A 13101-nucleotide genomic window follows, 5' to 3' on the forward strand; every position below is an offset into this window, starting at 1 on the left:
CATTCGGCGCTTGGCGGAAGGACACCGGTTGAGGCCCATCAGGGCCAAGACCTGAAGGCGGCGGCATGATCAACAGGCAAGCTTAGCAACGCCGCAAATCTGTCCAGAAAACGGGGACCACCTCAGTTGATCGTGGGGGCGATGTCCGTCGTGCATTGGCGAGGGCGCGATGGCGGCAGGCCCGGGTCGTGGCTCTCCCGCATGCTGGCCCGGAAACCGCGCATGCTGGTCGCGATCGCCCTGGCCAACAAGATGGCCCGGATGGTCTGGGCCATGCTCTCGCGCAACGAGGACTACCGGGATCCGGTCGGCGCGGTCTGCTGACCGCGGCCGCCGGAGCGTCGGCGATGTGAGGAGGACGACGACCAGCATGGGCAAATGATCGACAAGATCCGGAACGGGAAAACCAGTGGCGTCCAACGCGCCCGAGCTCGCAATTTTGATCTGGACCCCGGTCCGCGCATCACCATACCGGCCCGCGGCATGTCACGGCCGCACCTCAGAGGCCTGAAACATGACCGCATCCGATCACATGCTCAGAAGGTCAGAAAATCCTTGCGTCGAAGGGGGCATCCAAACATGGACGCCGATAAGGGGGCACGATTCAGTGCCGATTGACATACTGATGCGAGTTAGTGCCGCTTGGTCGGCAAGCGGCGAGAATGACGTCCATGGCGCTTGCGGCCGCCCGATTCTTCGGCCGGCGCGCGGCGCCTCCCCCCGGAGAAGGAACTCGGATCATGGACAAGGATCGCATCAAGGGAACCGCGAAGCAGGCCGAAGGCGCCGTCAAGGAAGGATTTGGCAAGCTGACCGGCGACAAGGCGCTTGAGGTCGAGGGCAAGATCGAGAAGGTCGAAGGCAAGGTTCAGAAGACCTACGGTCAGGCGAAGGACGACCTGCGCAAGGCCTGAGGCCCACGACACCGAAACGCAGCGAAAGGTCGGTTCCAATGGAGAAGAACAAGAAGAAGAAGGCCGGAACCGGCGCCCCGAAGGGCGCCAGGGTGCCGAGCGAATACAAGTCCCGCGAAGCCGCAGGCAAGATCAGCCAGACCGACGCGGCGTTCCACAAGGCACCCGCCAAGGCGAAGGATGCCGCCCGCAAGGGATGATGCCATTGCCGGATGGCCCCGCCGCGACACCCTCGCGCGGCGGGGCCGTCATCCGTGACGATCCCGAAAGGACACCACCATGCTCGGCACCATTCTCATCGTCATTCTCGTCCTGATGCTCCTCGGGGTGCTGCCCACCTGGAGCCACAGCCGCTCGTGGGGCTATGCGCCCAGCGGCACCATCGGCCTGATCCTCGTGATCCTGATCGTGCTGGTGCTGACCGGCCGCCTGTGACGCGCCCCTGACGGTCAGGCCCCCGGCCTGCTCGGACAAGGCCGGGTAAGGAGACGGGACGCGCCCCGTCTCCTTTCGCGTCGGTTCGCTCAGCGCCGACGCACCGAGTTGCCGCCTGCGAGGATGTTGTTGATCAGCGCGGCCACGGCGGCGTTCAGCGCATCCTTTTCGCCCGGCGGGGCGAATTCGTGCGCTGCGGCGGCATCCTTCAGGACGCCGACGATCTCCCTCTCGGGCAGGATATTGTGGTCATTGAGCGCGAGCAGGAGCGACTCGCAGATGGCGAGTGCGGCGGTTCCGGCGATGTCGTTGGGAACGGTCATGATCGGCTGCGCCTTCAATTCCTGGGAAACGATTCGGATCTGCGTCGACCGCATGGAACGTTCCGGTAGCATAGGCGTTCCCTGACGGTCGTGACTGATCGAGAGCAGTGTCAGGCGCTTCTTTTCGGCCCCTCGGCAGCTGCGCGACAGACAGCCCATCCTCACCGGAGCCTTTCCCATGCTGATGCTGCAAAGCCCGCTGACACGAAAGCTCGCGGCCTATGTCGCCCTGTCGGGCGCCGATCTGGAGACTCTGGCGCGCCTGCACAGGCGCCGACGGAGCTTTCAGTCCGGTCACGAGCTGATCCATGAGGGGCAGGGCAGGGCCTCGGCCTTCATCCTGTCCGAAGGCTGGGCGTACTCCTACAAGCTTCTGCCGGATGGCGGGCGGCAGATCGTCGATTTTCATATCCCCGGCGACTTCCTCGGGCTGCGCAGCATCCTTTTCCGGACCGCCGATCATTCCATCGAGGCCATAACCCGCATTGAGGCGACCGAGGTCCTGGCCCCGGACATCCTGGATGCCTTTGCCGAGGCCCCGCGTCTGGCCACCGCCGTCCTCTGGGCGGCATCGCGCGACGAGGCGGTGGTGGTGGAGCATCTGGTCAACGTCGGTCGGCGTTCGGCTGAGGAGCGCATGGCGCATTTCCTGCTGGAACTCGGGGCGCGGCTGGCCCTCGTGGGGGCGGGCGACCGGACCGGTTTCGATTGCCCGCTGACGCAATATCACCTCGCCGATGCGTTGGGGCTGAGCGCGGTGCATGTCAACCGCGTGCTGCGCCACCTGCGCGAGGAGGGCCTCGTGACCTTCCGGAACGGGCGCGTGGACTTCGACGATTTCGACAGGCTCAAGAAGGTCGCCGCGTTCGACACCGGCTATCTCGATCAGGACGGCCCGCTGCTGCGCTGAGTGCCCTCCCCGGCAGGTCCAGCCGGGGAAGGTCAGTGCGGACGCTTATGCCAGCGCGCGGGCGGCTGCGTCCAGTTCGCGGCTGCACTCGCTGTCGTGCTTTGCGGCCATGGCCTTCTCGGCCGCCTGATAATGCTTCAGCGCGGCGTCCTTCTTCGGTCCGGCGGGCGCCTTGTCCCAGGCCGCCTTGACGTACTTCATCTTCTCGGCGGTGCCGGGTACGGGGGATTTCGCGTCCATGGGCTTCGTCCTTGCTGGGTCTGCCCGAATTGACGAAGCCTCCCTGCCGGGCCGGACCAGTGCCCGGTTGCCGAGCAGGGAAGCCTCGCCGTCGCTTGAAACAGACAACCGACGGCGGAATATGGTGCCGTCATGAACACCCTACCGACGCTTCTCGCGGGTGGTACTGACGTAGGTTGGCGTCGCACGGATTAGTGTCGCCACGATCCATGACCCCCGGAAAAGCGATGGGGCCGGGGTTGCCCCCGGCCCTCGCCACTGTCGCAACCGACTTCTGAGTTCAGTTGGTCGGTGTGATCACGATCTCGACCCGGCGGTTCTGCGCCCGGCCGGCGGCGGTCGCATTGGACGTGATCGGCTCGTAGAAGCCGCGCCCGGAGACCGTGATCCGCGACGCGGCGGTCCCGGCGGCGATGAGCTCGCGCGCCACCGCCATCGCCCGCTCCTGGCTGAGCTGGTTGTTGTAGGCCGCCGAGCCGACATTGTCGGTGTGCCCCACCACGCGGACCGTCGAGGCCGGATGCTGCCGCAGACTGTCCGATACCGCTCGCAGCGCCGGACGGAACCCCGGATCGACCACCGACGACGCGGTGCGGAACGTGACCGCCTCCGGCAGGATGACCCGAAGCTGGGATCCGGTGTTGGTGATGTCGGCTCCGGTGCCGGCAAGCGAGCTTCGCAACTCCCGTTCCTGCGCTGCCATCTGCGCCCCGATGGCGCCGCCGACGGCCGCTCCGACCGCGCCGCCGATGACCGTCGCCCGGGTATTGCCGCCGATGACCTGGCCTGCTGCGGCCCCGGTCAGCCCGCCGATGGTCGCGCCGGTCCCGGGCTGGTTGTACGAACCGTCGGGATTGGTGCACCCCGCCAGTGTCAGCGCTGCCGCCGTGATGGCAATCGCGATAGTCCTTCCATATCCGCCCATCGTGCATCCCCCTTGATGGAGAGCCCCGGCCATGCATGTGCGCGACTGACTCCCCCCAATGATCCGGACAATGGCAGGGACGCGGATCATCCGGGCTGATCTGAATTAGCTTGAAATCAAAAATACTTGGGCTTTCCGCGCGCAGAGCACCGCGTCGGGCCGGCTTGGGGTCGACGGGTTTCGCGGGGGCCGGGTGAAGGTCCGTCAAGTGCTGTCGGGGCGGTGAAAACCAGGCCCCGCTGGCCGGCGCGGCAACGGCGCGGTCCGCCTCACATGACCGGGGGCGAAGGGACAGGACTCAGGGTGACGGCCAGACGGTGCGATCCGCCCGAGAGCTTGACGGTCAGCCGCCCGTCTGCCGGGTGAAGGGGCGCGCCATCCAGCGTCGCCGTGGCAATGCCGTGGCCGGTCCGGCCGGGGTTGTCGATGGTGATTGCCAGCCGGGTTCTGCCGATCGTGACGGTGGCGGACATCCGCGGCCAGGCTTTCGGAAAGCAGGGGTTCAGGACGAGGTCCCCGCCTGCGCGGGTCAGACCCAGCAGGCCCTCGATCCCCGCGCGATACATCCAGGCCGCCGACCCGGTGTACCACGTCCAGCCGCCGCGCCCCGCATGGGGCGCGCTGGCATAGACATCGGCGGCGACCACATAGGGCTCGACCTTGTAGCGGGCGGCATCCTCTGGCGTCAGGGCGTGGTTGATCGGGTTGAGCATCGCGAACAGCCGCCCCGCGGCGTCGCCGTCGCCCATGCGGGCGTGTGCCAGCACCGCCCAGATCGCAGCGTGCGTGTACTGCCCGCCGTTTTCGCGCAGGCCCGGGGGATAACCCTTGATGTAGCCCGGATCCTGCGGGGTGGCGTCGAAGGGCGGCGCGAACAGCAGGGCGAGGCCGGGGTCGGGGCGGATCAGGTGTTCGGTCATCGACGCCATGGCGGACGCGGCGCGCTCGGGATCTGCCGCGCCCGAGAGGACGGCCCAGCTCTGCGCGATGCTGTCGATGCGGCATTCCCGGGATGCGGCCGACCCCAGTGGCGTGCCGTCGTCATAGGTGCCGCGGCGATACCAGGCGCCGTCCCAGCCCTCGCGTTCTATGGCCTGCCGCACCGCCTCGGCGTGGCGGCGCCAGCGTTCGGCCCGCGCAAGGTCGCGGGGCCGCGCCAGCGGCGCCATTGCCTCGATGGTGGCGATCAGCAGCCAGCCCAGCCAGACCGAGGTGCCGCGCCCCCTCTCGCCCACGCGGTTCATGCCGTCATTCCAGTCGCCTGTGCCGATCAGCGGCATGCCGTTCTCGCCGGTCAGCGAGATCGCCTGATCGAGGCCCCGCGCGCAGTGTTCGAACAGGCTTGCGCTCTGGTCCGAGACGCTGGGCAGGAAGAAATCGTCATGCACGCCCGGCAGCAGCGCCGGGCCCTCGATAAAGGGCACCTCCTCGTCCAGCACGTCGGCATCGCCGGACACCGCCACATACTGCGCCACCGCATGGCCCAGCCAGACCCGGTCGTCCGAGATCCGGGTGCGCACGCCTTGGCCCGAATGCGGCAGCCACCAGTGCAGAACATCGCCTTCGGGGAACTGGCGCGCGGCCGCACGCAGCAGATGCGCCCGCGTCAGGTCCGGCCGCAGGGCGGCCAGCGCCATGCCGTCCTGCAACTGGTCGCGGAAGCCGTAGGCGCCGCTGGCCTGATAGAACCCCGCCCGCGCCCAGATCCGGCAGGCGAGCGTCTGATAGAGCAGCCAGCCGTTCAGCATGATGTCCATCGCGCGGTCGGGCGAGGTCACCTGAACTGCGCCCAGCAGGTCTGCCCAGTGTTCCGTCACTTCGGCAAGCGTCGCCTCGGGGTCGGTGGCGCGATGGCGCAGGATCAATTCGCGCGCTGCCTCGCGGCTGTCGGCCTGGCCCAGCAGGAACAGCACCTCCACGCTCTCGCCCGGGGCCAGCACGATGCGGCGTTGCAGGGCGGCGCAGGGGTCGAGCGCGGGGCCGGTTCGGCCGGACAGGGGCGCGGCCCCGATCCCCTCGGGGTTTGCCATGCCGCCGCCGACGCCGAGGATCTCGGCCCGGTCGGCGCTGTGGCTGGCGGTGCCGGCGCCCAGATCGGCGAAGGCCACGCGTCCCGCGAAGGCGAGGGAGAACGGGTTGCGGGCAAGGATGGCGCCGGTCTCCGGGTCGGCCTCGGTGATGACATGGCGCAGGGTCGCTCCGCGCGACGGCCCCAGCACCCATTCGACATAGGCGGTCACCGACAGCGGACGCGGGCGGTCGGTGGTATTGCGCAGCGTCAGGCGGGTGATCTTGACGGGGTCCTCCAGCGGCACGAACTGCACCATCCGCGCGTCGATCGCGTTGGCGGCATGCTCGAAAGTGCTGTGGCCGAATCCGTGGCGCGCGACATAGAGGCCGCTGTCGCGGATCGGTCGAGCCGTCGGCGTCCAGGTCGCGCCGCTGTCGAGGTCGTGCAGCAAGATCGCCTCGCCCGCCGGGTCCATGACGGGGTCGTTCGACCAGGGCGTGATCTGATTCTCGCGGCTGTTGACGGCCCAGACATGGCCCGCGCCCAGCGCCGAGACCTGAAAGCCGAAGCCCGGGTTGGCGATCACGTTGATCCAGGGGGCTGGCGTCGTCTGCCCATCGCGCAGGACGGTGACGTATTCGCGCCCGCCGTCAGCAAAGCCGCCGGTGCCGTTGAAGAACTCCAGCCTGGAGGTGTCGAAGGCTGGGGCGGACGGCCCTGCGGTTTGCGGGCGGGCGAGCGCCCGCCGTCGCGGCGGGGTGGCGGCGGGCGCCGCGTCGATCTGCTGGCCGATGCTGCCCCGGCCGGCGACCAGCACCACACTGGCCACAGCCAGCAGCAGTGCCCGCGCCTCCGGCCCGATCAGGTCGCTGCGCAGCACATGTACCGCGCCGTCGGCCATCCCCTCGGGCGGCTGCGCGCGCGGCCGCGACCGGGCCGAGCGCACCGCGACCTCGATCATGGTCTGCAAATCCTGCATATAGGAGGCCGCGCGGTCGTTCAGCACCACCACATCGACGGCAAGCTGCCGCATCCGCAGGTATTCATGGGCCGCCAGAACCTCCTGCAATCTTGGCGCGTCCTCTGCATCCTCGATGCGCAACAGGATGATGGGCAGATCGCCCGAGATCGCATGGGGCCACAGCGCAGACTGAGGCCCCGCCCCGGCCAGGATGGTGGCGGCGGGCGCCCGCAACCGGGCGTCCGCCCGGATCAGCATGCCGCCGAGGCGCTGGAAATCGGCCGCCGCGGCGTGGGTGATGTCCAGATGCCGGAGCTGCACCTGCGCCTGCGTCCAGGCCAGCGTGACCGCCCGGCCAAAGGCCGAAGGGTCGCGGTGGCGGTCCACCAGGTCAAGGAGCACATCCGGGTCGTCGGCGACCATGGTCCAGAAGGTCACCCGCGCCACCCCCCCCGCGGGCACCACCACCGACCGGCGGATGGCAAAGATCGGGTCCAGCACCGTGCCGATGCTCTGCGACAGCGGCGCTGTGGCCATGGCCGCCCGGCCGATGCTGCCGCCCGCGCCGACGAACCTGGCCCGGTCCGTCTCGATCTGGATCGGCGCGGCCTCCGCCCCCTCGACCACGGCGATGTGGGCGGCCCAGACCTCGGGCTCGGTGGGGGACCGGCGGCGGCGCGTGGCGACTATCACGCCCAGCTCGGGCAGGTAGTCGGTCACGACGAACAGCTTGGAGAACGCCGGATGCGCCACATCGGCCGCCAGCGGCGCCAGCACCAGCTCGGCATAGGAGGTCAGGTCGATCTCGCGCGCCCGGCGGCCGGTGTTGGTCAACGTCACCCGCCGCGCCTCGGCGTCGTCCTCGGCCGAGACGACGACCTCGGTCAGGGTCGTCAGGTCATCGGTCTGGTGGGTAAAGGCGGCGTGGTGCTCGCTGAACACCGCCCCGTGGCGGGCAGGATCGGCGCCGGTGGGTTGTACGCCCACCGACCAGAGCGCGCCCGACGCCCGGTCGCGCAGGAAGATGAACGCCCCCTGCGCCGCCGTAGTCGGATCGTCGCGCCAGCGCGTCACCGCCAGGTCGCGCCAGCGGCTGTAGCCCGCCCCCTTGGGCGTCAGAACGACCCCATAGGTGCCGTTCGACAGCAGATGCGCCGTGGGTGCGGCCTCCGCCGGGGCGGGGAACCGGCGGACCACCGGCTGGGAGGCGGGTTCGGGCGCGGTGGCGAGCACCTCGCGCGCGCGAGGCGGCGCATCGGTGGCATCGCGCGGCACCCGCTCCTGCAGCAGCAACTCCACCGCCCGGATCATCGGCTCGGCGTGGAAGCGTGCACGCAGGCGGCTGTCCTGCACGCAATTGGCGATGGCGGCGATGGTCATGCCATGGTGATGGGCCATGAAACTGCGCACGATGGCGCGGTCGGCCCCGGCCGGCAGGCGCGTTGGGGTGAAATCCACCGCCTCGTAGAAGCCGAACCACCCCTCGGCCCCCAGCGCTGCCAGCCGGGCAAAGTTGCGCAGCGCGGCCGCCGGGTCGACCATGGCCGCCAGCGCCGTTGCATAGGGCGCGACCACACGGTCCGCGCCCAGGCCGCGCTTCAGCCCCAGCCCGGGCACGCCGAAGTTGGAATACTGATACGTCATCTCCAGATCGCGGGCGTTGTAGGCGGATTCCGACACGCCCCAGGGGATACCCAGCGTCTCGGCATAGGCGCGCTGGCGGGCAACGATGCGGCGGCCAGTTTCCTCCAGTGTTGAACCCATCGGTTCCTGCAGCACGAGGGACGGCATCAGGTATTCGAACATGCTTCCCGACCAGGAGACCAGCGCCGAGCCCGCGCCCAGCGGGGTCGCCGCACGGCCCAGGCGGAACCAGTGGCGGGTCGGCACGTCGCCCTTGGCGATGGCGACGAGGCTTGCCAGCCGCGCCTCCGAGGCGAGAAGATCGTAGCAGCTGTGGTCCAGCCGGTTTGTGGCCAGCGAAAAGCCGATGGAGAGGAGTTTCTTGTCGCAGTCGAGCAGAAATGCGAAGTCCATGCCGGTCGCGACCGCGCGGGCGGTGCGTTCGACCGCGGCAAGGCGGGGGCCGAGATCCAGATTGCGGTCGGCGACGTGGCCGGCCAGCCCCGCGCGCATGGCCTCGCACCAGAAGGCCTCGTCCGAGGCGGGATCGCAGGCGGCACGGGCATGCGCCGCGGCGCCCTCGGCCAGCGACAGCAACCGGTCGAGCGGCGCACCCTCCGCCAGCGCCTTTGCCAGGCCCGCCAGCAGATCGTCCAGCGCCGGGTCGGGCGCGACGGCAAGCGCGCGTTCGGCCAGCCGCAGGCCATCGAGTAGGCCGGCGCGCCAGTCCGCACCCCTGGTGGGCGCCGCCCGCCATTCGGCGCAGGCCTGCGCCACCACGATCAGGTGCCCGGCCAGATTGCCGCTGTCGACCGAGGATACATAGCCCGGCTCCAGCACGCGCAGGTCGTCGGTGGCGTGCCAGTTGTGCAGATGGCCCCGGAACCGGGGCATGCGCTGCATGGTGGCCAGCGTCCGCTCCAGCCGCGTCAGGGCATTGGCCCGCCCGATCCAGCCCAGATCATGCGCCGCGGTCACGGACAGAAGATACATGCCGATATTCGTCGGAGAGGTGCGCCGCGCCAGCGCCGGGCCGGGGGTTTCCTGGAAGTTGTCGGGCGGCAGGAAGTTGTCGGCCGCGGTGACGAAGGTCTCGAAATAGCGCCAGGTGCTGCGAGCGATCAGCCGCAGGCCTTGTGTGTCCGCCTGCGTCAGGGGGCCTCGGCGGTGCAGCGGCGCGGGCTGGCTGATGCGGTGGGCGACGGCGGGGCTGGCGAGCCACAGCAGGGCGAAGGGCAGCACCAGCGGCCCGACCGCGGGGTTGAGCGCCGCCGCCCCGCCCGCCACGCCGAGGCCAAGCGTGATACCCAAACCCATGCGCCGGTACGCACCGGGCTGGTCACCCTTCGTCGTCTGCGCCGCCGTCACCCATTCCAGCAGGTTGCGGCGCGACACACCCAGCCGCCAGGCGGTGCGCAGGATCGCGTCGCCCATCCGCAGGGCGGTGTCGGGCAGGAAGGTGACCGCCAGCATGATCTGCGCCAGCGCCGCACGCGCGTCCGCACCCAGCGCCGCGACATGGCTGCGCGCCGTGATCCCGGCCCGGCCAGGCAGCAACACGAAGGGCAGCGGCAGCAGATGCGGCAGCGCGAGCATCGCCAGCACCGCCAGCGTCCAGCCCACCGCCACCGGCAGAGGCAGCAGCCAGCCCGCCGCCAGCGCCGCCAGCGTCAGTGGCGGCGTCAGCGACCGGCGCAGATTGTCGATGATCTTCCAGCGGCCGAGCGCGGGCATTGCCCCCCGCCCGACCAGCCAGGGTAGAAGCTGCCAGTCCCCGCGCACCCAGCGGTGCTGTCGGCGGGCGGCGACGTCGTGGCGCGCGGGGAAATCCTCGACCACCTCGATGTCCGAGACGAGGCCCGCGCGCGCGAAAATGCCCTCGAACAAGTCGTGGCTGAGCATGGTGTTGTCCGCCACCCGCCCGGACAGCGCCGCGGCGAAGGCGTCGACATCGTAGATGCCCTTGCCGGTAAAGGATCCCTCGCCAAACAGATCCTGATAGACGTCCGAGATCGCCGCGGCATAGGCGTCGATCCCCGCGTGACTGGCGTGGATGCGCTGGAACGGCGAGCCTTCGGGGCCGACCGGCAGGGCCGGTGTGACGCGGGGTTGCAGGATGCCGTAACCTGCCGTCACCCGCCCCAACGCGGGGTCGAGGCGCGGCCGGTTCAGCGGATGCGCCATCTTGCCGACCAGCCGACGCACCGTGTCGCGCATCAACCGCGTGTCGGCGTCCAGCGTGATGACGAAGCGGACGTCCTGCGGCACAGCCGCGGGCGCAAGGAAGCTCGTGTCGGTCGCCCCGCGCAGCAGGCGGTTCAGCTCTGCCAGCTTGCCGCGCTTGCGCTCCCACCCCATCCAGACGCCCATGGAGGGGTTCCACAGGCGCCGGCGATGCAGGAACAGGAAGCGGTCGCCACCGGGCGATGGGTACGCCGCGTTCAGGCGGGCGACTTCGGCCCTGGCGAGCGTGATCATCGCGGCGTCCTTTGGCGCGGTCTCGGTGGTGGCATCGGGCCCGTCGGACAGCAGCGCGTAATGCAGCGCGCCTTCGGTACTGGACAGGTGGTGCACCTCCAGCTGGACGATGGCGGCGGCGACCTCCTCGGCATTGGCCAGCAGGATCGGCACAGCGACGAGGCAGCGCAGGTCAGGCGGCACCCCCGCGGCCAGCTCCATCCCCGGCAGGCGCTGCGGGGCGACCGACCGTGTGACCGCGAGGTTGACGAGCGCATTGCCCGCCTCCAGCGCAAGAGCCAGGCCCGCGACGGCCAACGCCAGCGCGGCCCAGCCCTCTGCCCCCGACAGCCACAGTGCCAGCGCCAGGATGGCCAGCGAGGCCAGGCCGATGGCGGCCAGATACCCCGTCAGGCCCGCCCGCGCGACAAGGCGCCGGGCGCGCAATCCCGGCCGCGCACCGTAGCCGATGCAGCTCTCCAGCGTCCCGCGTCCCGGCCCGATCAGCCAGTGGCCGGGGTCGCGGTTGGCCTCCCCCTCGCCCCCGGCGGCGAGCGCCAGCGCGGCTCCGGCGACCTCTGCCTCCGGCTTCCCCGAGCCGCGCGCAAGCGTTTCGATCGCGTTACGATAGAGGTTGCGCGTCGAGAAATCGAGCGCGGCGAAGTCCGACGCCGCGCGCAGTTGCGCGTCGACCGGGCTGACCTCCTCGAAGAAGTCCTGCCAGTCCATCTCGGAGATCAGGCGCATGCTGGTGACGACATTGCGCATGGTGACGTTGGAGGCGCCCTGCCGCTGCTGGGCGTGCAGGATCACCGCGTCCCGCGTCATGCCCTGTGCGGCGAGCCGGTCGTCGAGCCAGCCGCAGAGGGGGGTCTCGGTCGGGTCGCAGCCGCGCAGGCGCTTGGCGATCCGGGCAGCCAGGATCTCGGGCAGCGGCGCGCCCTCCAGCGGGGCGACCGCCTGCGCCAGCCGGAGCGTGGGCGAGGATCGGGCAGCGGTCGCGGGGCCGCGCCCGTCGTCCGTGACGAGCGGGCCATCGACCAGCCTGTCTGCCGCGTCACGCTCTGCATGGGCCGCCACGATCTCGTCCGACAGCCGGCGCGCGTTCTCGATCAGCACGATGCGCAGGGTGATTGCCACCGCCCACAGCTCGCCGATGGTGAGCGGCTCGACCGTCTGATAGGCACGCACGAAGCGGGCCAGGACCGGTGGATTGAGCAGGCTGTCGGTGTGGGCGACATAGGCCCAGGCGAGGCCGAGGACGCGCGGATACCCGGCAAGCGGCCCCTCGGCCAGTTTCGGCAGCTGGCGATAATAACCGGGCGGAAGGTCGCCCCGGATCTGTAGCAGCTGCTGCTCGATGATGTGGAAGTTGTCCAGCAGCCATTCCGCGGCAGGGGTGATCGTCTGTCGCGCCCGCACCGCCTGCGCGCAGGAGCGATAGGCGGCAAGGAGGACATCGGCGTTGTCGCCGACCCTTGCGGCAAGCGGCATCACGCGCATGCGCCGACGCGTGACCCGCTGGGCTTGCGCAAGGGAGATTGCATGATGTTCGAGGCGCTCGGCGCCGAACAGGTCCGCGCGGATGACCGTGCTGTCTCGCCACAGAGCTGAGCGCGCACGCCTGCGGGCAGTGCCGGGCCAGAGCGATACTCCTGCCCCTGACCCGGCCAGAGAACGCTGGCCTGCGGCTCGGAGGATCACCGCAAGGTCGGCAGGCTACTGTTTTCAGACCCCTTTTCGTCCGGGCCTGAATCAACCGGTGTCGCGGACCAGGTCGGCATCGCTTCACGCACGCTGCGAGGCGCGTTCCTGCCTGCCGGGCCATCCCGCCAGTCCGCTCGGATGCGGCGGGTCATCGTGGTCCATTCTTCCTCGATCCGATCCCAATTCATGTACAGGTCCTTTCTGGACATGGCAGGCCGCCGTTCCGGCGACGCTGGTCTCCCCTTCAACAACTTCCGTCCCGGACGCGTTCCACCGTGGCGGGGCAGCGGTGGGCCTGCGTCATGTCCGACAGGCCCCTGACAGGCGCGCTGGCACAGCCGGGCCGACATCGGGCAGGAAGAGGATACCGCTGCCTGGCGGTGACCGGACTGATGCATGTTGGTGACGGCCCATGCCTGCCCACCTGTCACGAGACTTTTCCACTTGCAGGTTGCGGTCGGGCACGGCCCCTCCCTCCGCCGCCTTCAAAGGAGCCGCCGGGTCCGGACCGTTCATCGGGAATAAGGGAACGCGCCCTGCTACCGCGCGTTGTCCTCGTGTCGGGCAAACACGCGATCGGTTGTCGATCTGCCCC

General features: G+C 69.8%; 8 protein-coding genes and 1 pseudogene. 5 read left to right on the forward strand and 4 right to left on the reverse strand.

The genetic code is table 11. The annotated features are described in order from the left end of the window. Positions 1 to 126: 126 nt before the first annotated feature. The 4 genes and pseudogenes from NHN26_RS15585 to NHN26_RS15600 form a co-directional block, all read left to right on the forward strand. Positions 127 to 324 (forward strand): annotated as a pseudogene (locus tag NHN26_RS15585) (IS110 family transposase); the annotation flags it as partial. 347 nt (positions 325 to 671) lie between these two features. Further along, positions 672 to 914, forward strand: coding sequence for a CsbD family protein (locus NHN26_RS15590; RefSeq protein WP_435594213.1), 243 nt, complete (start codon positions 672 to 674; stop codon positions 912 to 914). 38 nt (positions 915 to 952) lie between these two features. Then, positions 953 to 1114: a hypothetical protein gene (locus tag NHN26_RS15595; protein WP_253090278.1), complete on the forward strand. Its 162-nt coding sequence runs from the start codon at positions 953 to 955 to the stop codon at positions 1112 to 1114. A gap of 79 nt (positions 1115 to 1193) precedes the next feature. Next, on the forward strand, positions 1194 to 1349 hold the full coding sequence (locus tag NHN26_RS15600; protein ID WP_253090279.1) for a DUF3309 family protein: 156 nt from the start codon (positions 1194 to 1196) through the stop codon (positions 1347 to 1349). A gap of 89 nt (positions 1350 to 1438) precedes the next feature. Here NHN26_RS15600 and NHN26_RS15605 read toward each other — a convergent pair whose 3' ends face one another. Next, positions 1439 to 1675, reverse strand: coding sequence for a hypothetical protein (locus NHN26_RS15605; protein ID WP_435594215.1), 237 nt, complete (start codon positions 1673 to 1675; stop codon positions 1439 to 1441). Positions 1676 to 1850: 175 nt separating this feature from the next. Here NHN26_RS15605 and NHN26_RS15610 point away from each other — a divergent pair, with 175 nt between their 5' ends. Continuing rightward, entirely contained in the window at positions 1851 to 2582 is a 732-nt protein-coding gene (locus NHN26_RS15610; RefSeq protein WP_132696550.1) for a Crp/Fnr family transcriptional regulator, read from the forward strand. 45 nt (positions 2583 to 2627) lie between these two features. Here the strand turns inward: NHN26_RS15610 and NHN26_RS15615 are convergent, their stop codons facing one another. The 3 genes from NHN26_RS15615 to NHN26_RS15625 form a co-directional block, all read right to left on the reverse strand. Continuing rightward, the gene (locus tag NHN26_RS15615; RefSeq protein ID WP_253090280.1) at positions 2628 to 2822 is read right to left on the reverse strand and encodes a hypothetical protein; all 195 of its coding nucleotides are present in this window, start codon (positions 2820 to 2822) and stop codon (positions 2628 to 2630) included. Positions 2823 to 3102: 280 nt separating this feature from the next. Beyond that, complete coding sequence (locus NHN26_RS15620) at positions 3103 to 3747, reverse strand: YiaD family glycine zipper/OmpA-like lipoprotein (RefSeq protein ID WP_253090281.1); 645 nt, start codon at positions 3745 to 3747, stop codon at positions 3103 to 3105. 269 nt (positions 3748 to 4016) lie between these two features. Continuing rightward, entirely contained in the window at positions 4017 to 12302 is an 8286-nt protein-coding gene (locus NHN26_RS15625) for a GH36-type glycosyl hydrolase domain-containing protein (RefSeq protein ID WP_253090282.1), read from the reverse strand. Positions 12303 to 13101 lie beyond the last annotated feature (799 nt).

The organism is Rhodovulum tesquicola (assembly GCF_024128855.1).
In the GTDB taxonomy this organism is placed as follows: Bacteria; Pseudomonadota; Alphaproteobacteria; order Rhodobacterales; family Rhodobacteraceae; genus Rhodovulum; species Rhodovulum tesquicola.

Excerpts from the sequence above, each read along its gene's own strand:
- NHN26_RS15590 (WP_435594213.1), top strand. The coding sequence starts at position 672 with ATGGCGCTTGCGGCCGCCCGATTCTTCGGCCGGCGCGCGGCGCCTCCC.
- NHN26_RS15595 (WP_253090278.1), top strand. The coding sequence starts at position 953 with ATGGAGAAGAACAAGAAGAAGAAGGCCGGAACCGGCGCCCCGAAGGGC.
- NHN26_RS15600 (WP_253090279.1), top strand. The coding sequence starts at position 1,194 with ATGCTCGGCACCATTCTCATCGTCATTCTCGTCCTGATGCTCCTCGGG.
- NHN26_RS15610 (WP_132696550.1), top strand. The coding sequence starts at position 1,851 with ATGCTGATGCTGCAAAGCCCGCTGACACGAAAGCTCGCGGCCTATGTC.
- NHN26_RS15615 (WP_253090280.1), bottom strand. The coding sequence starts at position 2,822 with ATGGACGCGAAATCCCCCGTACCCGGCACCGCCGAGAAGATGAAGTAC.
- NHN26_RS15620 (WP_253090281.1), bottom strand. The coding sequence starts at position 3,747 with ATGGGCGGATATGGAAGGACTATCGCGATTGCCATCACGGCGGCAGCG.
- NHN26_RS15625 (WP_253090282.1), bottom strand. The coding sequence starts at position 12,302 with ATGCGCGTGATGCCGCTTGCCGCAAGGGTCGGCGACAACGCCGATGTC.